Annotated in this window: 20 protein-coding genes; 8 read left to right on the forward strand and 12 right to left on the reverse strand. The window is 65.9% G+C overall.

The annotated features are described in order from the left end of the window. On the forward strand, nt 1-693 hold the full coding sequence (nfi, locus tag CA260_RS08285; RefSeq protein WP_111983066.1) for a deoxyribonuclease V: 693 nt from the start codon (nt 1-3) through the stop codon (nt 691-693). Here the strand turns inward: nfi and CA260_RS08290 are convergent. Together CA260_RS08290 and CA260_RS08295 are read right to left on the reverse strand one after the other, a co-directional pair. Next, nucleotides 690-1,079 carry a Fur family transcriptional regulator gene (locus tag CA260_RS08290; protein WP_111982265.1) on the reverse strand — a complete coding sequence of 130 codons (390 nt, stop codon included), beginning with the start codon at nt 1,077-1,079 and terminating at the stop codon, nt 690-692. The two genes, nfi and CA260_RS08290, sit on opposite strands and share 4 nt — an antisense overlap. Next, nucleotides 1,072-1,704, reverse strand: a complete 633-nt coding sequence (locus tag CA260_RS08295) for a PadR family transcriptional regulator (protein ID WP_111982266.1) — start codon at nt 1,702-1,704, stop codon at nt 1,072-1,074. The genes CA260_RS08290 and CA260_RS08295 overlap by 8 nt, the downstream gene beginning before the upstream one ends. Before the next feature lie 257 nt (nt 1,705-1,961). Here CA260_RS08295 and CA260_RS08300 point away from each other — a divergent pair, with 257 nt between their 5' ends. After that, entirely contained in the window at nt 1,962-3,815 is a 1,854-nt protein-coding gene (locus CA260_RS08300; protein WP_172461802.1) for an ABC transporter ATP-binding protein, read from the forward strand. Between the two features lie 378 nt (nt 3,816-4,193). Then, the gene (locus CA260_RS08305) at nt 4,194-4,763 is read left to right on the forward strand and encodes a DUF6496 domain-containing protein (protein ID WP_111982268.1); all 570 of its coding nucleotides are present in this window, start codon (nt 4,194-4,196) and stop codon (nt 4,761-4,763) included. Nucleotides 4,764-4,772: 9 nt separating this feature from the next. Here CA260_RS08305 and CA260_RS08310 read toward each other — a convergent pair whose 3' ends face one another. From CA260_RS08310 to CA260_RS08330, 5 genes are all read right to left on the reverse strand, one after another. Further along, nucleotides 4,773-5,927 (reverse strand): thiolase family protein, encoded by a 1,155-nt coding sequence (locus tag CA260_RS08310; protein ID WP_111982269.1) that lies wholly within the window; start codon nt 5,925-5,927, stop codon nt 4,773-4,775. Between the two features lie 88 nt (nt 5,928-6,015). After that, nucleotides 6,016-6,468: a PaaI family thioesterase gene (locus CA260_RS08315; RefSeq protein ID WP_111982270.1), complete on the reverse strand. Its 453-nt coding sequence runs from the start codon at nt 6,466-6,468 to the stop codon at nt 6,016-6,018. Nucleotides 6,469-6,681: 213 nt separating this feature from the next. Then, the gene (locus tag CA260_RS08320) at nt 6,682-8,187 is read right to left on the reverse strand and encodes a CehA/McbA family metallohydrolase (protein WP_172461752.1); all 1,506 of its coding nucleotides are present in this window, start codon (nt 8,185-8,187) and stop codon (nt 6,682-6,684) included. Beyond that, nucleotides 8,187-9,317: a phosphatidylinositol-specific phospholipase C1-like protein gene (locus tag CA260_RS08325; RefSeq protein ID WP_238149649.1), complete on the reverse strand. Its 1,131-nt coding sequence runs from the start codon at nt 9,315-9,317 to the stop codon at nt 8,187-8,189. The genes CA260_RS08320 and CA260_RS08325 overlap by 1 nt, the downstream gene beginning before the upstream one ends. A 39-nt stretch (nt 9,318-9,356) precedes the next feature. Continuing rightward, nucleotides 9,357-11,885, reverse strand: coding sequence for a TonB-dependent receptor (locus CA260_RS08330; protein ID WP_238149650.1), 2,529 nt, complete (start codon nt 11,883-11,885; stop codon nt 9,357-9,359). 365 nt (nt 11,886-12,250) lie between these two features. Between CA260_RS08330 and CA260_RS08335 the strand changes: the two genes are divergently transcribed. Further along, nucleotides 12,251-12,988: a nuclear transport factor 2 family protein gene (locus CA260_RS08335; protein ID WP_172461753.1), complete on the forward strand. Its 738-nt coding sequence runs from the start codon at nt 12,251-12,253 to the stop codon at nt 12,986-12,988. Between the two features lie 4 nt (nt 12,989-12,992). On the opposite strand, the gene CA260_RS08340 is transcribed toward CA260_RS08335, so the two are convergent. Then, entirely contained in the window at nt 12,993-13,604 is a 612-nt protein-coding gene (locus tag CA260_RS08340) for a TetR/AcrR family transcriptional regulator (RefSeq protein ID WP_111982273.1), read from the reverse strand. Between the two features lie 6 nt (nt 13,605-13,610). Between CA260_RS08340 and CA260_RS08345 the strand changes: the two genes are divergently transcribed. Genes CA260_RS08345 through CA260_RS08355 form a run of 3 tightly spaced genes read left to right on the forward strand, consistent with a single transcriptional unit; the run spans nt 13,611 to nt 19,515 of the window. Further along, nucleotides 13,611-14,885, forward strand: coding sequence for an efflux RND transporter periplasmic adaptor subunit (locus tag CA260_RS08345; protein WP_338065724.1), 1,275 nt, complete (start codon nt 13,611-13,613; stop codon nt 14,883-14,885). Beyond that, nucleotides 14,882-18,052, forward strand: coding sequence for an efflux RND transporter permease subunit (locus CA260_RS08350; RefSeq protein ID WP_111982275.1), 3,171 nt, complete (start codon nt 14,882-14,884; stop codon nt 18,050-18,052). The genes CA260_RS08345 and CA260_RS08350 overlap by 4 nt, the downstream gene beginning before the upstream one ends. Next, complete coding sequence (locus tag CA260_RS08355) at nt 18,049-19,515, forward strand: efflux transporter outer membrane subunit (RefSeq protein WP_111982276.1); 1,467 nt, start codon at nt 18,049-18,051, stop codon at nt 19,513-19,515. The genes CA260_RS08350 and CA260_RS08355 overlap by 4 nt, the downstream gene beginning before the upstream one ends. 69 nt (nt 19,516-19,584) lie before the next feature. Here CA260_RS08355 and CA260_RS08360 read toward each other — a convergent pair whose 3' ends face one another. The 3 genes from CA260_RS08360 to CA260_RS08370 all read right to left on the reverse strand — a co-directional run bounded on the left by CA260_RS08360 (nt 19,585) and on the right by CA260_RS08370 (nt 22,859). Next, on the reverse strand, nt 19,585-20,193 hold the full coding sequence (locus tag CA260_RS08360) for a cytochrome b (RefSeq protein ID WP_111982277.1): 609 nt from the start codon (nt 20,191-20,193) through the stop codon (nt 19,585-19,587). Then, nucleotides 20,190-21,266 carry a catalase family peroxidase gene (locus tag CA260_RS08365; protein ID WP_111982278.1) on the reverse strand — a complete coding sequence of 359 codons (1,077 nt, stop codon included), beginning with the start codon at nt 21,264-21,266 and terminating at the stop codon, nt 20,190-20,192. The genes CA260_RS08360 and CA260_RS08365 overlap by 4 nt, the downstream gene beginning before the upstream one ends. Before the next feature lie 138 nt (nt 21,267-21,404). After that, nucleotides 21,405-22,859: an amidohydrolase family protein gene (locus tag CA260_RS08370; protein WP_111982279.1), complete on the reverse strand. Its 1,455-nt coding sequence runs from the start codon at nt 22,857-22,859 to the stop codon at nt 21,405-21,407. 118 nt (nt 22,860-22,977) lie between these two features. Here CA260_RS08370 and CA260_RS08375 point away from each other — a divergent pair, with 118 nt between their 5' ends. Continuing rightward, a complete protein-coding gene (locus CA260_RS08375) occupies nt 22,978-23,859 on the forward strand; it encodes a LysR family transcriptional regulator (protein WP_111982280.1) in 882 nt (293 codons plus the stop codon). Between the two features lie 108 nt (nt 23,860-23,967). Here CA260_RS08375 and CA260_RS08380 read toward each other — a convergent pair whose 3' ends face one another. After that, nucleotides 23,968-25,167 (reverse strand): amidohydrolase family protein, encoded by a 1,200-nt coding sequence (locus tag CA260_RS08380; protein ID WP_111982281.1) that lies wholly within the window; start codon nt 25,165-25,167, stop codon nt 23,968-23,970. Between the last annotated feature and the right edge of the window lie 140 nt (nt 25,168-25,307).

Genomic DNA, 25,307 nt, shown 5'->3' on the forward strand with positions numbered 1-25,307 from the left:
ATGCCTCTCTCGCCCGATCTGATTCCCGCCTGGGACGGCAACGTCGCCAAGGCACGGCAGCTGCAACTGGAACTGGCCACGAAGGTGCGTCTGGAAGACGATTTCCCACCCCTGCGGCATGTCGCCGGCGTCGATGTGGGGTTTGAAGACGGTGGCGCCGTGACACGCGCCGCGGCCGTCCTGCTCGATGCGAAGACGCTGTTGCCAGTGAAGGAAATCGTGGCGAGGCGACCCACGTGCATGCCGTATATCCCCGGACTTCTCTCGTTCCGCGAACTGCCCACCGTGCTGCAGGCGCTGCAGGCGTTGGCCGGCGTGCCGGATCTGATCTTCGTGGATGGCCACGGCATCGCCCATCCGCGCGGCCTGGGCATCGCGGCGCACCTGGGCGTGGTGACCGGCCTGCCCACCATCGGCGTGGCCAAGTCGATCCTGGTCGGCACGCACGGCGAGCTGGGACCATCGCGTGGCGAACGTGTGCCGCTGCGCTACCGCGACAAGGTGATCGCCAGCGTCCTGCGCAGCAAGGACAAGATCCGCCCGCTGATCGTCTCGCCCGGCCATCGGGTAAGCATGGAGTCGGCACCCGAACTGGTGCTTTCGTTCTGCACGAAATACCGGTTGCCTGAGCCGACGCGATTGGCGGATCGGTTGGCGTCGAGGCGTGACCGTGTGCGGGAGCAGGGCACCTAGCGCGCCTGTGCGCGACCTGTGCTCGGCACCAACGTGTAACCAAACGCCGCCGCCAGCTGAGCGATGGCCGCTACCGCGGCCTGTTGCCGCGGCGATCCACGGCCTGCGGCTGTATCGGCGAGCCTCCATCGCGATCGTTCATGCGATACGGGTTGCGAGGTAGCGAGGCCCAGCAACTCCAGCTCCCTCAGAAAGCGATATACCGTGCCCAGGCTGGTGCGTGGCTCCAGCGACTGCGCCCGACGCAGTACGTCCACTGCGTCGGGCTCGTCGTTGGCTTCATGCAATACCTGCCAGATCGCCAGGCGGGGCGGCGTGGGGCGCAATCCGGCCTGCGCCAGCGCCGCATGGGCGTCGGGCAAGGCGGCGGGCGTGCGCTCAGGCATCCTTGCCGCCCTTGGCGATCTCGTCGGCCGCCTTCTGGATGATGTCGCGAATGCGCTTCACCTCGGCCGCATTCCACGGGCCGCCATGCATGAACAGTGCGCGCTTGAGGTTGTGCATGGCCTCGCGCAAGGCCATCGGAGCGGCGGCGCGGGCGAACATCTTGGCGGTCTGCTCCATGCGCGACATCACCGCGTCGACGGCGTCCTTGTTTTCCGCAAGGAATGCCTTGCCTTCCTCGGTGATCGAATAGAGCTTCTTGCCGTCGTCGTTCTTGACGCTGGCGTGGCCGAGTTCTTCCAGCAGGGTGAGGGTGGGGTATACCGCGCCGGGGCTGGGTGCGTAGGCGCCGTCGAACATCTCCTCGATGGTGCGGATCAGCTCGTAGCCGTGGCGCGGCTGTTCGGCGATCAGCGACAGCAGGATGAGCTTGAGGTCGCCGTGGCCGAACACGCGGCCGCCGCGGAAGCGCCCGCCCATGCCGCCCCAGCCGCCCAGGCCCTCGTCGTCGCCGAAGCCGCGGCCAAAGCCGCGCCCGCGGCCGAAGCCCATGGCCTCGCGGATCCAGGCCTCGCGGCCTTCGTGGTGGTGCTGATGGTGGTGGTCAAAGCAGTGATGGAATCTCATGGGTAAAACTCCGATATATCGTAAGTAACAGTCTTAAGATATATCGCAACTTTTCCAGAGTGCAAGTGGCGGGGCCCTCCTGTGTAGGAGCGCACCCAGTGCGCGACCGCAACCCTCGGGCACGCTGGGCGCTCGAACTCCGCGGTCGCGCACTGGGTGCGCTCCTGCAGAGGCAGGAGCTTTGGGTTGAATCTCAGGCCCTGCGCCTTTACTCAGGTTTATTGCGCCCGCCCGCTTTCCAAGGACGACTCCCCATGGTGTTCCGCTGGTTCGAATCGCTGATCGACGCGTTCAAGGAACCCGTCGACGGCATGCCGCCGCCATCGGTGTGGCGTTTCTATCTGTTCTACCTGCGCCAGGTATGGCCGGTATTCGCCGCCGCCATCGTGGTGGGCTTCGGCGTGGCCATCGTCGAGGTGTCGCTGTTCGGCTTCATCGGCAGCATCGTGGACATGGCCAAGGGCACCGCGGCGGCGGATTTCTTCCACGTGCACGGCCGTGAACTGATCTGGATGGGCATCGTGGCGTTGATCGCGCGGCCGGTGCTGATGGGGCTGCATGATCTGCTGGTGAACCAGGCAATCGTGCCGAACCTCACCAACCGCATCCGCTGGCAGAACCATCGCTACGTGATCCGCCAGAGCCTGGGCTTCTTCCAGAACGACTACGCGGGCCGCATCGCCAACCGCATCATGCAAACCTCCGGTGCGCTGCGCGAATCGGCGGTGCAGATCGTGGACGCCATCTGGTACGTGGCGATCTATACCGGCAGCGCCATCGTGATGTTCGCCAAGGCCGACGTGTGGCTGGCGTTGCCGCTGGTGCTGTGGCTGGGTGCGTACGTGGCGACGCTGGCATATTTCGTGCCGCGCACCAAGGACCGTTCGTGGAAGCAGTCCGAGGCTCGCTCGCGCCTGATGGGCCGCATCGTCGACGGCTACAGCAACATCCTCACGCTCAAGCTGTTCGCACATACCCAGCGCGAAGAGCAGTACGTCGCGGACGCGATGGGCGAGCAGATCAAGCGCATGCGCGCGATGACGCGCCTGACCACCGCGATGGACGCCACCATCACCACGCTCAACGGCTTCCTCATCGTCGGCACCTCGGCGCTGGCGCTGTGGCTGTGGAGCCAGGGCAAGGTGACGGTGGGCGCCATCGCGTTGTCCACCGGCCTGGTCATCCGCATCAACAACATGTCCGGCTGGATCATGTGGGTGGTCAACGGCATCTTCGAAAACGTGGGCACCGTGCAGGACGGCATCGAGACCATCTCCAAGCCGCGCACCGTGCAGGACCATGAGGGCGCCATGCCTCTGGAAGTCACCGAAGGCGGCGTGCGCTTCGACGACATCCACTTCCATTACGGCAAGCAGGGCGGCGTGATCTCGGGGCTCAACCTCGATGTGCGTGGCGGCGAGAAGATCGGCGTGGTCGGTCCGTCCGGCGCGGGCAAGTCCACCCTGGTGAACGTGCTGCTGCGCCTTTACGACCTGGAGGGTGGCCGCATACTGATCGACGGACAGGACATCGCGAAGGTGGCGCAGGAAAGCCTGCGCGCGCAGATCGGCGTGGTGACGCAGGATACCTCGCTGCTGCATCGCTCCATTCGCGACAACCTGTTGTACGGGCGTCCGGATGCCACCGAGGCGCAGGTGATCGAGGCCGTGCGCAAGGCGAAGGCGGACGAGTTCATCCCGCAGCTGGTGGATGGGGAAGGGCGCGTGGGTTACGACGCACACGTCGGCGAGCGTGGCGTGAAACTCAGCGGCGGCCAGCGCCAGCGCATTGCCATCGCGCGCGTGCTGTTGAAGGACGCGCCCATTCTCATCCTCGATGAGGCGACCTCGGCCCTGGATTCGGAAGCTGAAGCCGCCATCCAGGACAGCCTGGAGCTCTTGATGCGCGGCAAGACGGTGATCGCCATCGCGCACCGGCTTTCCACCATTGCCCGCATGGATCGACTGGTGGTGATGGACAAGGGCCGCATCGTGGAAACCGGCAGCCATGCCGAGCTGATCGCGCACGGTGGCCTCTATGCACGCCTGTGGCGTCGCCAGACCGGCGGTTTCGTGGCGGCGGAGGATCCCGCGGAAGGCCTGATGGCCTGAGAAGGGTCGTGACGCGAGAGCGTTTCGCTTGCTTGTTTCGTGTGGGAGCGCACCCTGGCGCGACCGCAGGGCGGGGACGTCTCTCTCCGTTCGGCTGTCGCGCACAGGGACATCGGAACCGATTCGCCCTCCTGTAGGAGCGCACCCAGTGCGCGATGGGCGTTGCGGTTTCCTCGCTTCGTAGGCTTTTCGCGCACCGGGTGCGCTCCTACAAAAAACCGCTTCTCTGCCTGGTGGCCCGCCGCTGTTTCCCCTGAAACCCGTGAAATACCCGCCTCCACGGCACGATATGCTTGCCGTCACCTTCAACATTCCTTGTCTCGTGCTTCACGGTGTCGCCTTCAGCATCAAGACTCCGTTCGATACTGGAGCAGCGTGATGCCTACCAAGCAAGCCACGGCTCGTGCCCGCAAGGACAAGCGCGAAGGCAAGTCGGCCAGCACGCAGGCCGGGGAATTCGTCCGCGAGGAAATCCATCACATCCGCCAGGGCAAGCACGGTGCCCGATCGGCCAAGCAGGCCGTCGCCATCGGCCTGTCGGAGGCGCGGCGTGCCGGCGTCGATATTCCAGACAAAAGCAGCAAGAAGCGCAGCACCGCGAAGAAGAGCGGCAGCACAGCGAAAAAGAGCACCCGCAAGCGCCCTGCGGCCAAGAAGGCGAGCAAGAAGACGTCGGCTCGCCGCAGCCGGGCTACGACGAAGGCATTGAAGCGCGAGAGCACCGCATCCGCGTCGAAGTCGGCCCTGTCGCGTCAGGCGAGGACGGCCGCTTCCAAGCGGAGTTCGGCCAGCCGCTCGGCAGCTGCCAAGAAGGCGGCGCGCACGAAGGGGCCAGCCGAGCGCAAGGCCGCGGCCAAGAAGGCCGCCGCCCACCGCAGCGCAGCCAGCCGATCCGCCTCGGCCAAGAAGGCGGCGCGCACGCGTGCCATGCGCGCCCGTTCGCGTTGACGCGGGCGGTCAAACCGCCTCAAGGATGGTCGCGATGCCTTGGCCACCACCGATGCACTGGGTGGCCAGCGCGTAGCGGCCGCCTTTGCGTTTCAGTATCTGCGCGGCCTTGGCGGTGATGCGTGCGCCGGTGGCGCCCAGCGGATGTCCTAGTGCGATGGCACCGCCATCGATGTTCACTCGGTTGCGGTCGATGTCGAGTTCGCGCAGGCAAGTCACGGCCTGCGAGCCGAACGCCTCGTTGATCTCCACCACATCGATGTCTTCGATGCGAAGGCCTGCGCGCTGGAGCGCCTTGCGTGTCGCGGGCACCGGACCCATGCCCATGAGCTCCGGTTCCACGCCGGCGATGGCAGTGGATTTGATTCGGGCCAGCACGTCCAGTCCGTGCCTGCGGGCAAACGCGGACGACGTCACCAGCACGGCGACGGCGCCATCCGTCAGCGGTGACGCCGTGCCTGCGGTGACGGTGCCGCCGAAGGCCGGCTTCAACGCCGCCAGGCCTTCCAGGGATGTCTGCGGGCGCAGGCACAGGTCATGGTCGACCACGATGCCTTCGGGCGTCGTCACGGCGACGAGTTCGTCGTTCAGGCGGCCTGCAGCCTGCGCGGCCGCGGCCTTCTGCTGCGATTCGAAGGCAAGCTGTTCCTGGTCCGCGCGCGATATGCCGTACTTGCGCGCAACGTTCTCCGCCGTCTGACCCATCGTCACATAGGCTTCGATGCCGATCTCCGCGTCCGGATGTCCCGGGCTCGCAAAGCGCGGGTTGGGCGAGAAGTTCAGGCCGCCCTGAGGGACCAGGGTCATGCTTTCCACGCCCGCTGCAATGAAGGCCTCACCGGCGCCGATGGCGATCTGTCCCGCCGCCATGTGGATCGCATACATGGACGAGCCACAGAAGCGATTCACCGTGGCGCCACCGAGTTCGATCGGCAGGCCGGCCAGCAGCAACGCGATACGCGCAACGTTATCGCCTTGCGTGCCCTCGGGATAGGCGCAGCCCATCAGCACGTCCTCGATCAGGCGAGGGTCGAGTCCGGAGCGTTGTACCAGTGCCTTGAGCGTGATCGCCGCCAGGTCGTCCGGGCGCACGGTGGCGAGAGGACCCTTGCGGGCAAAAGCGAAAGGCGTGCGGACGTAGCCCGCGATGACGGCGTCGTTCATGAGAAGTATCCAGTGGTGAAGGGAGTCTTGCTCGGGGCCGCAGGGAGATGGCGAGCTGTGGGTCGCTCGCTTTGTGGGAAGGTGTCGATCAGCGCTCGAACACGAGCAGCGTGGAGGTCGCGCTGCCGTAAAGCCGGCCTTCCGCATCCATCAGGCTGGCCTCGGCGAATGCCACGCGGCGACCGATGCTGCGCACGCGTCCTTCGGCCCGTACACGGCCGGTCTCGTGCGTCATCGCCTTGTGGAAGGCGACCTTGAGTTCGAGCGAGGTGTAGGCCTGGCTGGCGGTCAGCTTGGAATGCACGGCGCATCCACAGGCCGAGTCGAGCAGGGTCGCGAAGTATCCGCCATGCACGACGCCCATCGGGTTGTAGGCATGGGGGCCCGGCACGCCTTCGAAGGCGGCGAAGCCATCGTCCACGTCGACCAGGTCGAAATCCAGCGAATCACCGATGCCGGGCCGCCTGCCCGAGCCGATGAAGGCTCGCAGCAGCGCCAGTCCGCCCAGGCCCTGGCCGATGCCGTCAGTCGTCATGTCCATGCGTGTTCTCCACGGAATTCGTCATCTTTATATGTTTATCATAATACTATTCAAGGGCAAGGAGGCCTTCCCATGGGAATGAGAAGGCCACGCATGTTCCGGTAGTGGCCAAAGGGCCCGGAAACGAGGCGATCAGCCTGCCGCCGAACCGCCTAAGGGATCACGCGCGCATGGCAGCGGATTCCCTGATGGGGAAGCGACGGCCGGATTCGATCAACGATTCACGTAGATGGGGTTGCCATACAGCCACGGCGCATTGTCGCCACCGCGCACTTCCACGCGCAGCCAGTGCGGCTTGCCGTCGGACGTCCAATCGAAGCCGAGCCTGGCGTCATCGCTGCCGAGCTTGCCGTCGCCGGGCAACGGCAGCGGCTTGCCATCCAGCACGGCCACGGCATGGCCGCCGGCGGCGTGGGTGGCATGGATGGCGAAGTGCACGACGCTACCGATTTTCGCCTGCAGCGAATCACCCATCGCCGCCTCGCTGCCTGCAGTGCTCGCCTGGTATTCGAGCACGCGTTGGCTGCTTCCCTGCACGTCGACGAAGACATGGCCCGCACGTATGCCATCCAGAATGGCAGGCATCGAGAGCGCGTCGGCATGCACGACGGTGGAGGGGCTGCCGACCGTGCTGGAGCCCGGGCGCGCCTCGACGGCGGCTGCGTTGTGGTTGTCGCTGCCGCCGATGCCGGTGACGCGATAGCCCGCGTCGAGTTGCTGCTCCCAGAACGGGATGCCCGACAGCGGCGAGCCGGCGTCGCTGTCGTTGACGATCTCCACCGCCTGCACCTTGCGCATGTCGATGCCGGGTTTGGCCGTCCAACCGCAGCCCATGCAGATCTCGCCGCTGGGACGAATCGCGTGGTTGATCGACAGCAATCCATGCAGCTTCGCGGCGGCATCGGCCACGTCGTTCCAGTTGGGCACGTCCTTGCTGCCGACCCGGAAATCCAGCGGCTCGGTGCTGCCGAACAGGTTGGCGTGGCCGGTGAACGTGGTGATCTCGCGACCCGGGATCAGCAGCAGCTGGTCGAAATAGGGTTGCAGCTCGCGCATCGCATTCACATGGGACACGGTGTTGTGGTCGGTGATGGCGATGAAATCCAGATGCCTGGCCACCGCCGCCTGCACGGTGAGGAACAGCGGGCACGACACGCGCTTGCCGCCCTGGCTGTCGCACTGGCCGTCGCTGTGCGCGGTGTGCATGTGCAGGTCGCCGCGATACCACGCGACGCCTTCACGCAACGGCGGATTGAGCACGTCCGGCTTCCACGCCGGATCGCCCGCGTGGCCGAACCAGATCTTGATGTCGTACGGCGTGCGCGCGTTCGCGCGGACATTGGGCAGGCCCAGCAGCAACTGCCAGCGGCCCGGGCGGATGGCGCCGGGCAGGTACGAGGGCGTGGCGTCGGTGGCCGACACCGTGAACAGGCGTTTGGTGCCGCCGCTCCAGCCGCGAAAGCCATCCTGGCCGCGGAAGCCATCGGGACCGAGCAGGCCGAGGTCGATGGTGGTGTGGTCGGTCTTGTTGTCGTAGTCGAACTGCACGGTGATGCGCGTGGTCCCGGCGGGCACGTCGAAAGGCACCGGGCGATAGGTCTGGTTGTCCTTGCCCGTCACTTCGCCATGCAGGTTGAGGTCGGGTTTGTCCGTGGCATCGGCGTGGGCCAGCGAGGCAGCAGCGAGAGCCAGCAGGAGCAGGGCAAGGTGACGGCGCATCAGGGGTGTCCTTGCGGCGAACGGGCTGCCGCTTTGAGGCGTGGCGTGCAGCGTGCCACCGCTGCATCGGGAAGGGTGACGCGATAAGCGCCCAAGCGCGCATCGGGAACCATGTAATCCGTCGATACGTATTGCGCGCCGCTGGCGAATGCGGCTTCGCGACGGCTCGTGTCATTGCGACGTGCTTCGCGCGTATCGGCGTCGGCGCGCGTGCGTACCATGTAGCCGGCGTCGACGTCGCGACGGATGCGTTCGCCTTCGGCCAGCGGATCGTTGAGCGTCAGGTAGGCCGCCGCGGGCGACTGCTCGTCGGTGTTGACGAAGGCCACGCGTCCTTCGAGCGAATGCCGGGCGCCGCGATAGGTCGCCACCTTGGCGGCGTCCTCGTCCAGCACGAAGAACACCTTGCCGCGTGCACTCCCCAGCGTCGGCCATTGGCCGGCGAGCACCGCGTCGCGAAGCGTGGACCGCTTGCCCTGCACGTCGTCGGGAACGATGAGTTCGTTCGGCGCGAACACGCTGCGTATCTCCGTGTCCATCGCGTCGAACGCCGCCGCGGTGAAGGGCAGGGGATCCACGGCGCCGGGGCCGCCATGTCCATCCTTGGCATTGAGCAGCAACATGATGGGTACGTGCCGCGGATGGTCCAGCGACCAGCGGCGGATGATCCTCAGGCAGTCGACGAACACCTGGCAGGAGCTGCGGAAATCGATATCCGCCAGATGCATCACCTTGAAGCCTGGCTTGCCCATGTCCGCAGCGACCCCGGCTGGCCACGGCGACGTCGCATAGCCCTTGCGCAACGCACCCGGCGGATGCGCGTAGCGACCGCCTTGCGGGTCGTAGTAGACATCCAGTTCCAGCGTGCGCGCACCACGATTCAGCTGCACATCGAGCGGCGGGTGCGCGTAGTCGAGGCCTTCGGCACCGCGCGGATCGCGGGCATGGTGCGCCGCCCATTCCTCGGGCGGCATCGCCTGCTTGTAGCTGTTGTGCGTGCCGATCGCCTGCAACTGGTTCATGTGCAGCGTGCGATCGAGCGTGGCGATGTCACATCCCGTCGCGGGACGCTCCAGATCGCACGAGGAGTGCGCGATGGCCAGGGCAGGGCTCAAGACGAGCCCTGCCACCAGCCACTTCCATCGACATGTCGTTGCGACGGTCATCCGTCAGAAACGGTACATGATCGCGAAGCGATACGCGCGGCCGAGGATCGGGCGGGCGATGAAGGTGTTCGCACCGGCGTCGGCACTCTGCAATTCGCCAGCGCGCGGGTTGCCCTCGGTGAGGCCCAGCGAGTTGGTGAGGTTGTCGCCGTAGAGGTACAGCGAGCAGTGCTGCGACACGTCGTAGCGCGCGCTGGCGCTCCACACGTCGTACGAGGGCAGGCGTACCGAGTTGGCGGTGTCGACGAAACGCTCGCCTTCGTATTCGTATGCCACCTGCAGGCGCAGCTTGCCATTCAGCAGGTTCACGCCTGGCACCACGCGGTAGCTCACCTTCGGCACGCGAATCAGCTGGTTGCCCACATAATCGCGCAGCACCGGCGCGCCGTTGACGATTTCGGTGTAGCGCAGGCCCTGGTACGTCGGATCCTGGTACGTCGCGGTCAACTGCACGTCGAAGAACTGGCTCGGGAACCACGAACCTTCCAGTTCCAGGCCCTTGGTCTTGGTGTCCGCGTAGCCCTGCTGCACCGTGGAGGAGTTGGACGTGGCGTTGAACACGTAATTGCTGAAGCCGACGTTGTTGTACTTGGTGTAGAACGCCGTGGCGTACACGTCGAACTGGCGGTCGGTGTATTTGTAGCCGACCTCACCCAGGTCCATGGTCTGCGTGATCGGCGTGGCCGTGGGGCTGGTGATGTAAGAGCTCAGGTTCGGCAGGCGGAAGGTCGGCGTCCAGCGGGCGAACACACCCGAGTTCGGCGAGAACTGCCAGTTCGCGCCCAGCGTCCAGCCCAGCTTGCTGAAGGTGTGGTCGTAAGGCACGAACACGCCGGTGCCGTTGAGGATGTTCGACGTGGCGAAGGTGCCCTGGTTCACCGTCTGCTTGGTCTCGGTCTGGCCGCGCGTGTTCACCTGTTCCCAGCGCGCACCGCCATCGATGCGCAGGTTGTCCGTCACCTGCCATTCGTCGGAGAGATAGAACGCATTGGTGGTGGACTTGCCGCCAGCGTGCTCCCACTCGTAGCCATAGCGGTAGATGCCGTTGTCGGTGAGCTTGGCGATCGGCTGGCCGGCCGCATTCACCGCAACCAGGTCGAGCAGGCGCGCATTGTCCTGTGCGTCCGTCAGCGCCACCGAGGAGTAGCGGCTGAAGTCCTGGTTGAAATGCGCGTAGTAGTAACCGAACGTCACGTCATGCGTCTGGCCGCCCAGTTCGAACTTGCGCAGGATGCGCGTGTCGTTGTCGAACTCGTTCACCGGCATCGTCACGCCGCGCAGGCCCGCCTGCACCACCAGCGCGTTGCCGTTCTGGTTGGCGAGGTTGAACACCTGGCTCGGGTTGTCCACGTAGCGCAGCTGCAGGCCGGCGGTACCTGCCGGCAGATAGCTGTTCACGGCCTTCTGCGCCGTCGCGAGGAAGGCCGTACCGCTGGAAAGCGCATTGGGGAACACGCCGTTGCGCTGCGTCTGCGTGTTGGAATAGCGGAACGATTCGGCCAGCTTCCAGTCGTCGATCAGGTCATGGTCGAACTTGATGGTGACCTGGTCGCGCTTGACGTGCGTGCCTTCGGTGTTGTCGAAGTTGTACAGGCTGCCGTCGCCCATCTTCATCTGGATGTGCTCGGTCTCCGGACCGGCCAGCGTGCCGTAGTTGCCATCGAAGCCGGGCACGGCGCGGATGTCGCCGTTGGGCAGCGTGCGCATCGGGATGCCCAGATACAGCGCCACCTTGTCGTCCATGTGCTTGTAGTCGACGCTGAAGCTGCCGTTCTCGAACTGCTTGGCGAGGTTGATGCGGATCTGGCCGCCGTCGTTGGCCGGGAACTTCGGATCGCGGATGCCGTTGTCCTTGCGATAGAAGCCGCCCATGCCGAGCTTCCAGCCGTCGCCCACCGGCGTGCCGACCCAGAAGTCGCCGCGCTCCATGCCGTAGTCGCCCACGGTGAACTTGAACAGGCCTTCGGCGGTATCGCCCACCTGGCGCGGAATGAAGTTGATCGCGCCCGCCGGTGCGTTGGAATAGAACACCGACGACGGACCGCCACGCACCACTTCGATGCGCTCGATGGTTTCATCGAGGCGGAACGCCTGGTCGGCATTGAGGTAGCCGAGCGCCGGATCATGCTGCACCGGCACGCCGTCTTCGAGCAGGTTCACCGAACCATAGCCGTCCACCGGGATGCCGCGCGCGCGGATGTTGCCGCTGGCTTCGCCGCCGGAGGCTTCCACCCAGAAGCCCGGCACCGACTTCATCGCCTCGGTCACCGAGGTCGGGGCCTGCATGCGCAGGCGGTCTTCGTCGATGGTGGTGATGGAATAGCTGGTCTCGGCCTTGGTACGCACGTCGACACCGGAGCGCGCTGTCACCACGATGCCATCGAGGTTCTTGGCCTTGTCCTTGTCGGCCTGCATCTTCTTGGTGTCGTTGTCGGGCGCGGACGCATCCTGTGCGTGCAGCGCGATGCTGCACAGGCTGACGGAGGCGAACAGGGCGAGGCGAATGGCGTGGGAGATGGGGCGGCAATGCACGGGTCTGCTCCAGTGGGGGATCGAGCCGTGCGTTCGTATGCATTTCCGTCCGCTGCGTCATGCGACGCCGCAGAAATGCGTGTCTAAATCGATTCAAATCCTGAACCAGACAAGCCCTGCACAGCGGGCCGGAAGACTAGGCATGCCGAGTGACAAGTTCGTGCGAAAAGCGTGACAGTTTCTTGCGAAAACTTTGATATTTGCTACGGAACGGCGACAGGTGTGATGCGGTTGGCACTGCGGAGCGTAACGGCGCATCGCTGCACGTATACGCGCCGATGCAAATGTCGTGGTTCGATGACTTCATGCACAGGCGTGTCCGTGGTGGTGCGTGCACGCTGCACGGGTCCACAGGGAGATCGTCCATGCGCGTGCGCACGCTGGGATTCCTGATCATCGCCGGCGTCGCGTCCGCGCCATCAGCCTTCGCCGGCGAGGCGCCCAAGGCGTTGCGGGAAGAACTGCTGCGCACGACGCAGGCCCTGGTCGACGCACTGCCCACGGGCGACAGGGACGTCTGGGAGAAATCGCTCACCGACGATGCCGTGATCATCGACGAGTTCGGCCGCATTGCGCACAAGGCCGATACGGTGGCGTCGATCCACGCATTCCCGAAAGGGCTCTCGGGCAGCATCGAACTGCGCGATCCGCACGTGCAGCAGTACGGCGACACCGCGATCCTTCAGGTGGAGGAATACGAGCGCGAAACAGTGTTCGGCCAGCCGCTGGTGGTGCGCTATGAGTCCTTGCTCACCTTCGTGAAGCAGTCCGGTGCTTGGAAGCTGGCCGGCTACGAGGACGTCACGCTGCCCACCGAGCCGCCGAAACTCACGGTAACCGGCCTTACCCTGGGCGATTACCAAGGCAGCTATCGCTATGCGCCCGACCGCATCTGGACGGTCAGCCACGAACAGGGCGAGTTGCACGTGCTCGCCCGACCAGGCGCAAAGCCGAACCTGCTGCAGCCGATCGGCAAGGACATCTTCATGGGCAGCGATGACGAGCGGAATCTCTTCATCTTCCGCCGTGGCGCCGACGGCAAGGTCAATGCGCTGATCGAGCGGCGCAAGTTCAACGACCTGCGCCTGGACCGTACGGGCTAGCGCCTCACGAAGGAAAGAACGTGGCGCTGAACATCGCACTCAGCAACTGCTGGGCGCGCTGGTCGGACAGCTCGTTGGGCATGGAGTCGTTGAAGAAGCGCACGCCATCGATGAGCGCCATGGTGCCGAACGCAAGATCGGTGGCCGGCGCCGGCAGCGTCTTGCCCATCAGCGCGCAGAACTTCTCGATGAAGTACGCGATCACATCGCGCTTTTCCAGGCACATCGCGTTGAGGCGGGCGCGAAAACGCGCATCGCGCATCGCCTGCAGGCGGGCCTCGGCCCACAGGATGTAGCTGTTGTCGCCGCAATAGGCCTGCACGTAGAACTGCGCGAGCTTCTTCTGCATGTCTTCGATCGACAGCTTTGAATCGAGGATCTCCTGCAGGCCCTGCTGGATATCGGCGTGGTCGCGCTTCAGCAGCTCGATGAACAGGTCGTTCTTGCTCTTGAAGTTCGAATAGAACGCGCCGCGGGTGTAACCGGCATGGGCAGCGATGTCCTCCACGCTGGTGGCGGCCAGACCTTTCTTGGCGATGACGACGGCCGCCGCCTCCAGCAGGCGCTGGCGGGTCTGGTCGCGGCTTTCTTCCCGGGTCAATCGCTTGCGTGCCATGGGCGGATGGTAGCACGGGGTCTACAGCCTGCATCGGAATACACTTGCGATTTCAAATACAGAGTTGTATTTGTATTCGCCGCTGAATTGATCTCCCCGTGCCGGCCACCCCTGCCGGCCGTCCCCAGGCATCCCATGCAGGAGTGGCTCGTGACTTTCCGTAGTGATTCCCCGGCCGGCGTCCCGGCCCGATACCGATGGCTGCCGCTCGCGTTGGCCGTCGCCGCCTTGCTTTCCGCCTGCGGGAAGGGAAAGCCGGAGGCCGAAGCGGCGCGGCCGGTCATCGCCTCGCCGGTACAGCTCGCCGATGGGCAGACCCAGCAGCCCTATCCGGGCGAAGTGCACGCCCGTTATGAAATGCCGCTGTCGTTCCGCATCGGCGGCCAGCTGGTGGCGCGCCAAGCCCATCTGGGTGACACGGTGAAGAAAGGGCAGGTGCTGGCGCAGCTGGACGATGCCGACGCAGCCCGCTCCCAGACGTCGGCGGCGGCAGCACTGGAGGCGGCGGAGCACCGCCTCACCTTTGCGACACAGCTGCGCGACCGCGACGAGGCCCAGGCGAAGCAGAACCTGATCAGTCAGCTGCAGTTGGACCAGACGCACGATGCGTACGCCTCGGCGCGGGCGGCGCGTGACCAGGCGAAGCAGCAACTGGCGCTGGCGCAGAACCAGTCGCGCTACACCTCGCTGGTCGCCGACCGCGACGGCAGCATCACCAGCGAGCAGGCCGACGTGGGGCAGGTGGTGGCGGCGGGCCAACCTGTATTCGGCTTCGCGTGGTCCGGCGATCGCGACGTGTTCCTCGACGTGCCCGAAGACCGGCTCGCCGGTATCAGCGTGGGACAACCGGCGACGGTGACCCTGCTGGCGCTGCCGGGCAAGGCCTTCGCGGGCCACGTGCGCGATATCGCGCCGGCAGCCGATCCGCAGTCGCGCACCTATCGCATCAAGCTCGCGATCGACCAGCCTGATGAGCACCTGCGGCTAGGCATGACGGCCCAGGTCAGCCTTGCGTCGTCGAACACGGCGCACGGCGTGCGTCTCCCGGCCACGGCCTTGTTCCACCAGGGCGAGAAGCCTGCCGTATGGGTGGTGCGTCCGAACGACGGGACGCTCGAACTGCGTCCGGTGTCCGTGCTGCGCTACGGCGAGCGCGACGTGCTGGTGGGCGAGGGATTGCACGCGGGCGAGCGCGTAGTGATGCAGGGCGTGCATACGGTGTCCGCCGGCGAGAAGGTCCAGCCCATCGCTCCGCCGCATCCGGAGGACGCGCCGCTATGAATGGGGAGGGCCACTTCAATCTCTCCGCGTGGACGCTGCGGCACCAGTCGCTGGTGTTCTTCCTGATGGTGATGGTGACGCTGTTCGGCCTGCTGTCGTACAGCCGTCTGTCCCAATCGGAAGATCCGCCGTTCACCTTCAAGGTGATGGTGATCCAGACCTTCTGGCCCGGCGCCGACGCCAAACAGGTGCAGGAGCAGGTGACCGACCGCATCTCGCGCAAGCTGCAGGAAACGCCGTCGATCGACTTCCTGCGCAGCTATTCGCGCCCGGGCGAATCGCTGATCTTCTTCAACATCAAGGATTCCGCTCCTGCGTCCAGCGTGCCCGACACGTGGTACCAGGTACGCAAGAAGGTGGGCGACATCGCCGTGCAGTTGCCGCAAGGTGTGCAGGGGCCGTTCTTCAACGACGAGTTCGGCGACGTCTACACCAACATCTACGCGCTCGAAGGCGACGGCTTCTCGCCGGCGCAGCTGCACGACTACGCCGACCAGCTGCGCGCCGAACTGCTGCGCGTGCCGGGCGTGGGCAAGGTCGATTTCCTTGGCGACCAGAACCAGCACGTGTATATCGAGGTGACGAACGCGCGGCTGTCCAAACTCGGCATCAGTCCGCAGCAGCTGGCGCAGGCGATCAACCAGCAGAACGCGGTGGCGGCGGCCGGCGTGCTGACCACGGCGGACGACCGCGTGTACGTCCGGCCCACCGGCCAGTTCGACAACGTCGATGCGCTGCGCGACATGCTGCTGCACATCGGCAGCCAGACCTTCCGGCTGGGCGACATCGCCACCATCCACAAGGGTTACGACGATCCACCGAGCCAGCAGGTGCGCTTCATGGCGCAGCCGGTGCTTGGCATCGGTGTCACCATGCAACCGGGCGGCGACGTGATCCGTCTCGGCAAGGCGCTGGATACGGCCACAGCCACGTTGCAGAAGCGCCTGCCGGCCGGCCTGAAGTTGTCCGAAGTCACGAGCATGCCGCATGCGGTATCGCATTCGGTGGACGATTTCCTGGAGTCGGTGGCCGAAGCGGTGGGCATCGTGCTGCTGGTGAGCCTGCTGAGCCTCGGTTTTCGCACCGGCATGGTGGTGGTGATCTCCATTCCGTTCGTGCTGGCGGCCACGGCGTTGGGCATGGAGCTGTTCGGCATCGGCCTGCACAAGGTGTCGCTGGGCACGCTGGTGCTCGCGCTGGGCCTGCTGGTGGACGACGCGATCATTGCGGTCGAGATGATGTCGGTGAAGCTGGAGCAGGGCTGGACCCGCGTGCGCGCCGCCGCGTTTGCCTATACCAGCACGGCGTTCCCCATGCTTACCGGCACCCTGGTGACGGTGTCAGGCTTCCTTCCGATCGCACTGGCCAAGTCCGGTACGGGCGAATACACGCGCTCGATCTTCGAAGTGTCCGCCATCGCCTTGCTGGTGTCGTGGCTGGCGGCGGTGGTCGTGATCCCGTTGCTGGGCTATCACATGCTGCCGGAACACCATCAACGTGCGAAGCCCGGCGAGGAGTGGTGGGCGCGCTGGCTGCCGCAGCACTGGAACGACACGCGTCGCGCACGCGCCGCGGCGATCGTGCACCACGAAGGCGACATCGAGATCTACGAGACGCCGTTCTACCTGCGATTCCGCCGATGGCTTGGTTTCTGCCTCAGGAACCGCTTCCTGGTGCTGGGCGCGACGGTGGCGTTGTTCATGGTGGCGTTGGCCGGGTTCGGCCTGGTGCCGAAGCAGTTCTTCCCCAGCTCGGACCGGCCGGAACTGCTGGTCGACCTGCGGCTGCCCGAGGGCGCCTCGTTCGACGCCACGCTGACCCAGGTGAAGCGCTTCGAAGCTGCCATCAAGGACCGCAAGGAGATTGCCAACTACGTGAGCTTCGTCGGTTCCGGTGCGCCGCGCTTCTACCTGCCATTGGACCAGCAGCTCGGGCAGCCGAACTTCGCGCAGTTCGTGATTACCGCCAAGGATGTCGAGCAGCGCGAGCAATTGGCGCGCTATCTCGATGGCATGCTGCCGCGCGACTTCGCCGCTGTCCGTACGCGCGTGAGCCGGCTGGAGAACGGTCCGCCGGTCGGCTTCCCGGTGCAGTTCCGCGTGCAAGGTGACGACATCGCCACCGTGCGTCGCATCGCCGACCAGGTGGCCGGCGTGATGCGCGCCGATCCGCAGACACGCAACGTGCAGTTCGACTGGGACGAGCCAGGGGAACGCTCGGTCCGATTCGAGATCGACCAGCACAAGGCGCGCCAGCTCGGCATCAGCTCGCAGGATGTCGCCGGCTTCCTCGCCATGACCTTGTCGGGCACTACCGTGACGCAGTACCGCGAGCGGGACAAGCTGATCGCGGTGGACCTGCGTGCGCCAAAGGCGGACCGCGTGCATCCGGACCAGATCGAGCGGCTGGCGATACCCACGCCGAGCGGCACGGCGATCCCGCTGTCGCAGTTGGGCCACGTCACGTATGGCCTGGAATATGGCGTGATCTGGGAGCGCGATCGCCAGCCCACCATCAATGTGCAGTCCGACATCCGCAGTGGCGCACAGGGCCTGGATGTCACCAACGCCATCGACAGGAAGCTGGGCGACATCCGCAACCAGTTGCCGGTGGGTTATCGCATCGAGGTCGGTGGTTCGGTCGAGCAGAACCAGAAGGCGCAGGGGTCGATCAATGCGCAGATGCCGCTGATGGCGATCGCCGTGCTCACCCTGCTGATGATCCAGCTGCAAAGCTTCGGCCGCACCTTCATGGTGGTGCTGACCGCGCCGCTGGGATTGATCGGCGTGATCGGTTCGCTGCTGCTGTTCCATCAGCCATTCGGTTTTGTGGCGATGCTCGGGACGATCGCGATGCTGGGCATCATCATGCGCAACTCGGTGATCCTGGTGGACCAGATCGAGCAGGACATCCGGGCCGGCCATCCGCGCTGGGAGGCGATCATCGGCGCCACCGTGCGGCGCTTCCGCCCGATCACGCTCACCGCCGCCGCGGCCGTGCTGGCGCTGATCCCGCTGTTGCGCAGCAACTTCTTCGGGCCGATGGCCACCGCGCTGATGGGCGGCATCACCGGCGCCACGATTCTCACCCTGTTCTATCTGCCGGCGCTGTATGCGGCGTGGTTTCGCGTACGTGCCGACGAACCCGCGCAGGAGGTCGCGCCATGATCCCCAAGTTGCACATGACACTGCTGGCCGCCGCCGTCATGTTGGCCGGCTGCTCGTTCGCACCCTCGACCAAGCCGCCCGCGCCGCCGTCGCCGGAGCACTATGCGGTGGCGCCCACGCCTGCAGGCAGCGTGGAAGCGGGCGGCGTAGCGCAGCACTTCGACACCGCCAAGCATCCCGTGCCCGACTGGTGGCGGCTATATGGCTCGGACACACTCGATGCCTGGGTGGACGAAGGCTTGCGCAACAACGCCTCCCTGGATGCCACGCGGCATACGCTCGAAGCGGCGCACCAGCAGTTCCGCGCCCAGGTGGGCAACACGGCATGGCCGTCGCTGGATGCGCAGGGACAGGCGAGCCGCCAGCGCGATCTCGGGCTGCCGAAGCTCGGGCCGCCGACCAGCATCTACAACGTCTACGCCGGCCAGCTGAGCCTCAACTACACCTTCGACTTGTTTGGCGCGACGCGCTACGGCATCAGGCAGACGGCGGCGCAGGTGGACCAGCAGGCGTTCCAGCTCGATGGCGCGCGGCGTGCACTGGCAGCGAACATCGTGATCACCGCTGTCAATGCATCCTCGCTGTCCGAGCAGTTGGCTGCATCCACGCGACTCGCCGCCTTGGCGCATGAGCAGGCCGAACTCACGGAGAAATCCTACGCGCTCGGCGCGGCCTCACATGACGATGTGCTCACGGCGCAACAGAACGCTGCCGCGCTCGATGCATCGCTGCCGCCGCTGCGATTCCAGGTCGAACGAACGCGGCATCTGCTCGCGGTGCTGATGGGCCGTACGCCCGACCAGGCGCCCGAACCGCTGCCGCTGGCGCAACTGACATTGCCCGACCACGTGCCGGTGAGCGTGCCATCCGAACTGCTGAGCCAGCGCCCGGACGTGCGGGCAGCGGAAGCCGCGGTGCAGGCGGCGTCGGCGCAGGTCGGTGTCGCCACGGCCAATATGTTTCCACATGTCTCGCTGTCGGCGTCGCTGGGCTCGGCGTCCTTCAAGGACTCGCAACTCTTTACAGGTTCCACTTCGATCTGGGGCGTGGGCTTGTCGCTCGCACAACCGATCTTCCACGGCGGGGCCTTGCGTGCGCAGCGCAAGGCTGCGATCGCCGAGTACGACGCCAGCGTCTCGCAATACCGGCAGACGGTGCTCAACGCCTTCCAGAATGTCGCCGACACGCTCATCGCGTTGCAGCAGGATGCGCTCGCGCTGCAGGCCGCGCAGGCGGCTTCCGCGGCGGCCGGGCAGTCGCATGCCGATACGCGGTCGCGCTATCGATTGGGCGCCGTGTCGTACCCGGCCACCTTGCTCAGCGAGCAGCGTTGGCAGAACGCGCGACTGGCGGACATCCAGGCAGCGGCCGCGCGCTTGATCGACACGGCGGCGCTCTATCAGGCCATGGGCGAGCCGCTGGAGACAAAGCAGGACGTGGCGCGTAACGAAGCCGCCCGGTGAGCCATTCGCGTATCGACGCCATGCTGGCGGTGCCAGGATGACGTCGATACGCGCAGTGACGCCCGCTTCTCAGGGGGAGGGCGGCGTGGCATCGCCTTCGTCCGTCGCCACGTTTCGTGGCGGTTCCAGCGGCGCGTCATGGTGCGGGAATCCGACGGTCATGCTGGGAAACACGTCGTCGCGGCGGATCAGCGCGTGATAGAGCGCGGCGCCCATGTGCCCGAGGATGGTGAGGAAGAACAGATAGGCCACATAGCGATGCGCTTCACGCAGCCAGGCGAACAGCGCGCCGTTCGCCGGAGCGATCGGCGGCAGATGCCATGCATGTCCCAGCATGACCGGATAGCCGCCCGCCGACAGCATCGCCCAGCCGATCAGCGGCATCGCGAGCATCAAGCCATAAAGCACCCAGTGCGACGCGTGCGCCACGAACTGCATCAACGCGGGCATGTCCGCTGGCAGGGCCGGCGGCCTGAAGCGCAGGCGCACGCCGATGCGGATCAGGGCCAGCACGAAAATGGCAGCGCCGAGCGGCCGGTGGAGTGCGAGCAGCCATTGGTGCTTTTCGGAAACCGTCGTCACCATGCCGACGCCAACGAACAACATCGCCAGAATCAGCAAGGCCATGGTCCAGTGCAGCAGGCGCGCGAGCGGATGGAAGGCTTGGGGCGCGTTCATCGCGTCTGCTCCTGCTTGGACGCGGCATGGGCCGCGCCGGGTATGTGGGCTTCTTCGCTGGTGCGACGGAGGTACGAATCGGCGTAGGCGGCCGAGCGCGCGGCGAGCAAGGGATCGTCCGAGACCTCGATGCCATCGGGCAGCACGGTCGGGTCGTAGTTGATGTCGCGGCACGGACCGCTTTCCTGCGGTTGTTCGCTCTGGATGACCAGCGTGCCGGCATCGATCGTGGTGCGATCGTCAGGCCATGCCTTGGTCGCGTCGTTGGTAGGGTCACCGGGCGCCGCCAGCGTCACCATCAGGTGCCAGCGCAGCGGACCTGCGGCGAGGCGCGTGCGCAGGTCACTGGCGAGATAGTCGGTGTCGCCGGCTGGGCCAGGGGCAGCGTCTTTCGTTTCCGGCACGACCTGCCAGCGCACGGCGTGACGCTCGCCCTTGGCGTCAACGAAATAGAACGCGTCAAGCGCGCTGTAGCTTTCGGTGGCGTAGCTCGCCGATGGCTTGGCCGTCTTGATCCAGGCGAGGAAAGGGCCTGCCTCCGGGTGTGCACCGAAGAACGCCTTGAGCCGCGCGGGATCCGGCTTCCCGGTCGCAGGATCGGGCTGGCTTGCCTGCAACTGTTCGTAGAAGGCCTGCGGCGTCGCTACCGGGAACACCGGCATGCTGTTCATGCCGGTGCGCCACTGCTGGCCGTTCGCCAGTGCAAAGCGCAGCGCGAAGCTGCGGATCGGCACGCTGCCGTCGGGCGCATACGGGTTGCCGCCGGGGAGGGCGAAGCGCCCGACCACGGGCGTGCGCTCCGCGGTGAAGACGCTGGCTTTCGAATAGGGCGTGGCGGCACCGTTGCCTTCGAAATAGCCGGCTACGCAAACGCCCTTGGCATGGTTGCGACGAAATCCGGGATGCACGCCGCCATTGGCCTGCAGGGCATCCACGATGCGTTGCGGGGTGAGTCGATGCGGGGTGAGCCATCCGCCGACGGCACCGAAGGCCAGCGCGAGCAATACAACGGCGGCGCCGATGGCGCACCAGCGCCAGAACAGGTGCGAAGGCTTGCGGGAGGGGGTGGGCATGAGGGCTCCGGACGAAGAAGTCTCCCTTATCTTCGTCCGTCGAACCCGAAGGTTACGTCACGACGCCACCTGTGCCTGATGGCGCGGCGATGCCCGAGGTGCCATCGAGGCGACCCGGGCCACCGGCCGCGCCGGCGTTCAACCCTTTGCCGCGGCGGCATTCCACGCAGCGACCTTCTTCCGGGTGTCCTCCAGCATGCCGTCCAGCGCCTTGCGGTCGTAGACGTGGCCGCGAAGGATCACGGTGTCGATGGCGCGGGTGGCGTTGATGTCCTGCAGCGGGTTGCGATCCAGCAGCACCAGGTCGGCGGCCTTGCCCGTCGACACCGCACCGTAGCGATCGAGCTTGCCGAACCACGCCGGGCCGGCGCGGGTAGCCGAAGACAGTGCCTGGTCCGGGGTCAGCCCGTTCTGCACGAACACGGTCAGTTCGTCGTGCAGGCCGATGCCCGGGTAGTCGAACGAGTTGAGGAAGCCGGCATCGGTGCCCGCCATGATCGTCACGCCCGCCTGCTGCAGCATCGGCAGCACCTTGGTCAGGTGTTCGTAGTGCGCGTGCCGTGCCGCAACCTGCTCGGGCGTGGCCTTGGCGGCGCGCTCGATACGCCAGTCATACGTCTTGCGCAGCTTGGGGCCGATGTAGGCCAGGTAGGGATCATTGGCGTGGTTGTCGCTGTCGAGGAAATCGAGCACGCGGCCGCCGTTGAGGGTGGGCGTCACATACACGCCCTTGTCGGCCAGGTGCCGGTAGGCGGTCATCGCCGTGGAAGGATCAAAGCCCGCGTCCAGCCGGCGATTGGCTTCGGCGCGGTTGATCTTGCCGGCAGCGAAATCGGCGGAAATCGCCGCCTCGTCCTTCACGCCCGCCTTGTAGGCGTAGTCGAGATGCTCGATGGAGCTGATGCCCGCATCCACGGCCTGTTCGACGGTCAGGGCCATGGGGATGTGGCCCGAAGAACGAATGCCGAAGCTTTTCGCCTGCGATACCGCATAGAGGAACAGCTGCGGATCGAGCGTGCTGTCGGTGATCTTCACGAAGTCCACCCGGTCCTTCTTCAACCGGACAAACGCGGCATCGACGTCCGCCTTGCTGCCGACTTCGATGGTGCCTTTCCACACCGGATGGATGCCCTCGATCTTCGCGCCGGAGGTGAAGAGCTGCGGCCCGAACAGCGTGCCCTTGGCGATCTCGCCGCGCCATTGCAGCACCTGCTCGGGCAGGTCGCCGGAGCAGTCGCGGATGGTGGTGATGCCGTGCGCGATATAAAGCGGCAGCAGCGCCTTGTTCTCGTCGATCAGGTCCGGGCCGCCACCGAAGTGCACGTGCATGTCCCACAGGCCGGGGATCAGGAAACGTCCCTTGCCGTCGACGGTCTGCGCGGCCGTCCAGGATTTGGCGATCTCCGCATCGGATCCGACCGCGATGATATCGGCGCCGCGCAACACGACGGCCTGGTCGGCGACGCTGCGGGCGTGCTCGACATCGATCACCGTGGCATGGCGAATCATTACGTCGCCCTGCGAGCGCTCCGCATGGGCAGGCGCAGTGAAGGCGATCAGCAGGGCGATGGCGCTGGCGAGAGACTTCTTCATCGGTTGGATTTTCCTTGGCGCGTCCGTCAGGCGCGGCCATGCGTGGGAAAGGCATGTTTGCCGGGCGTGGCTGACCATGTTAGACACCGTTCCATCCATTGAGTAGGTAAATATTCGAATGGCTACCAGTGCAAAATCGAATAGGGCCTTGTTCGAGCTCGACCTCCTGCGCGCGATGGTCACAGTGGCCGATTGCGGCAGCTTCACGACGGCATCGGCGCGACTGCATTCCACCCAATCCACAGTGAGCCAGAAGGTGCGCCGGCTGGAGGAGATGGCCGGGCACCAGTTGCTGGTGCGCGGCAAGGGCGACGTGCGGCCGACCGATGCGGGCGAAACCGTGCTGGCCTATGCGCGACGGATGCTCACGCTCAACGACGAATTGCTGGATGCGCTGGCCGGCGCCGACGTCGCGGTGACCGTGCGCCTGGGCGTGCCCGAGGATTTCGCGGCGGGTCGCACCACGCAACTGCTCGCCGCCTTCAACCGCAAGCATCCCCGCGTGAAGCTCGAAGTCACCACCGGACTCAGTCGCGACCTGGCGGGCAGCTACGATCGTGGCGAACTGGATCTGATACTCATCAAGCAACGACGCAACAGTCGCGAGGCCGTTGCTCGCTGGCCCGAGAGCATGCGCTGGATCGACAGCGCGAAGAGTCCCGCCTTCGCACTCGATCCCGTGCCGCTGGTCGCGTTCCCGCCGCGCGGGCTCTATCGCGACGAGATGATCAAGGTAGTGGAGGGCATGGGACGTCGCTGGCGCATCAGCTTCACCAGCTCGAGCCTGTCCGGCATCCAGTCGGCCGTGGCGGGCGGACTCGGCATCAGCCTGCTGCCCGCGCGCGCCGTCACGGCGGAGCACGCGGTGCTGACGCGCAGGCAGGGTTTCCCGGCGATCGACACCATGGACATCGCGCTTCTCTACCGCCCGACCGCTGATCCTGTCGTGCAGGAACTGGGGCGTGAACTGGGCCGCATGCTGGACCGCTTCAGGGCGTAGCCGGCGGGCGCGCCACCGCCGTGGAGGTTCACGCCGTGCCACGGTGACGGCGAGCCCGCCGAACTCGGTTGTCGGCGGGCATCCCACGCCGCAGGCAGACAGGAGAAATCAGTTCACGTGCTCAAACAGGCGTGTGCCCTCGTCACCCCTGCCGATTTCGCCGCGACGCACGATGGTCCGCCGGGAGGGCATGCCGGCCACGGCCGCCGCGCCGTTCGGCGCGTCGATCACCAGGAAGGTCGCCTCGTTGCCGGCATGCAGGCCGTAATCGCGCATGCCGAGCACGGCCGCACCCGCCGACGTGGCCATGTCCAGCGCGACGAGCAGGTCCTGGTCCGTGTAGAAGCCTGAGCGATAGCCGATCATGTTCGCGCGCTGGAGCATGTCGCCGTTACCGTACGGCCACCACGCATCGCGAATATTGTCGTTGCCGGCGAACACGTGCACGCCCGCTGCACGAAGGCGGAGCACCGGCGGAAACGGACGATCGCCCGGTGCATTGGTCATGATGGCTACGTCCGCATCGGCCAGCACCGTGGCGATGCGATCGACCACGTCCACCGGCACTTCACCGAGCGCATACGCATGGCTGACCGCGACGCGGCCAGCCATGCCAAGCGCCCGCGTGCGTTCGGCAATGCGCTGCAACTGCTCGATGCCATGCATGCCGGGTTCGTGCAGATGGATGTCGACCTTGACGCCACGCCTCTCGGCAATGCCGAACACGACATCCAACTGGCCATCCGCGTCGCCGTCGAACGTGGTCGGGTCGATGCCGCCGATGACGGTCGCGCCTTCGCGCATGGCCGCATCGAGCAGGGCCGCGGTTCCCGGGCATGACATCACGCCGGCCTGCGGAAACGCCACGATCTCGATAGCGACGCGGTCGAGCCACTGACTGCGCGCTTGCATCACCGCGTGCAGATGATCCAGGCCCGTGGTGGCATCCACGTCGACATGACAGCGCATCGCCACGGTGCCGAACGCCGCCGCCTGCTCGATGAGGGCGAGTGCGCGCTCCTCCATCGGTCGCGCCCGCGCGAGCAGCGCCTTCTCCGCGGCAAGCCGGTCGCGCAGCGCATGCGCCTCGATGTGCGGCCGCCATGCATCGCCCACGAAGCTCTTGTCGAGGTGGATATGGCCATCGACAAAGCCGGGCATCACCAGGCGGCCGCCCAGGTCGACGATGTCACCGAATGCATGCCCGGGCGTATCGTCCCCGATATCGACGAAGTGACCGTCCTTCACGGCCAGGCGCAGGGGTTCACCGTGGATATCCACGGCGTTGTGAAACAGGCGATCCAACATGGTGCGGTCCCGTGGCTGTCATGACCAGTGGACACGACGCTCTTCGGCGCGGCAGGTCATGGGGAAGAGAACATCACGGTAGGGCCGGACGGAGCCATTCGCAAATTAAATGATTGGATCAATGCTATTCGTAAATGAAA

The organism is Dyella jiangningensis, assembly GCF_003264855.1.
Classification (GTDB): Bacteria; Pseudomonadota; Gammaproteobacteria; order Xanthomonadales; family Rhodanobacteraceae; genus Dyella; species Dyella jiangningensis_C.